1 protein-coding gene is annotated in these 1,075 nt (G+C 58.7%); it reads left to right on the plus strand.

What is annotated here, in order from left to right; translation table 11 throughout:
* Window positions 1–1,036: IS3 family transposase (locus tag ABEA12_RS15035; protein WP_345468808.1), on the plus strand; the 1,036-nt coding region annotated here is incomplete at its 5' end.
* Between the last annotated feature and the right edge of the window lie 39 nt (window positions 1,037–1,075).

Genomic DNA, 1,075 nt, shown 5'->3' on the forward strand with positions numbered 1-1,075 from the left:
CCACCTCACCGGAGCCGGCTACCAATCATGGCAGGCACAAACCGTAACGGAGCTCAGAGAACACATCGGACTGGTCAGGGCCTGCAAGCTGGTAGGTCGGCCCCGGGCCACCCATCACCGCCAAGCCAACCCGAAGCCGCGGATACTTGGTCCCTGGCCCAAGGCACAGCATCCCGCGGAGCTAACAGTGGCCGAACGGGCCCAGGTCCTGGAGGTGCTCAACCGGCTGGACTATGCCAATCTCTCACCGACCCAAGTCTATGTCCGTGAACTGGACGAGGGACGCTATTGGTGTTCTGAGCGCACGATGTATCGGGTGTTGGCGGAGGCGAAAATGGGTGGGGAACGACGTCGGCAAGCCACCCACCCACCGCGGAAGATCCCCGAGCTGATGGCCACAAAACCACTGGATGCGTGGTCGTGGGATATCACCAAAATGCGGGGACCGGCGAAGGGAATCTGGTACCACGCCTATGTAGTGCTCGATATCTTCTCCCGCTACGTGGTGGGTTGGCGTATCGAACGTATTGAGGATGGGCAGCTCGCTGCCGATCTCGTGCAGGAGATCGTTGCTGATACCGGTGGGCATCCACCGGGGTACTTGCATGCCGATGGCGGTGCGGCCATGACGTCCAAGGCCTTGGCCTCGATGTTGGTGGATATGGACATCACTCGGTCCCATTCCAGACCCCATACAAGTAATGACAACCCGTTTTCGGAGGCTCAGTTCAAAACAATGAAATACATCTCTGACTACCCTGAACGCTTCGCGTCCGTGAATGAGGCCAGGGCCTGGATGGAGGGGTTTATGGCCTATTACAACCATGAGCATCGGCACTCGGGGATTGGGTATCACACCCCGGCCAGCGTGCACTATGGCACCGCTGGAGCGGTGCGTGAGCAACGCCAGATCACCTTGGATCGGGCTTATCTTGCGCATCCTGAACGGTTTTCTCGGCGTCCGTCGGCGCCACCGTTGCCGCTCAAGGCTGCGATCAACGATCCCGCGAAACGGGCCGCATTATCGGTTCATTAACTACTATGACTATGTCTCATTTGATTTGACAAGTTCCGC

The sequence above is a fragment of the Paeniglutamicibacter antarcticus genome, assembly GCF_039544305.1.
GTDB classification, from domain to species: domain Bacteria; phylum Actinomycetota; class Actinomycetes; order Actinomycetales; family Micrococcaceae; genus Paeniglutamicibacter; species Paeniglutamicibacter antarcticus_C.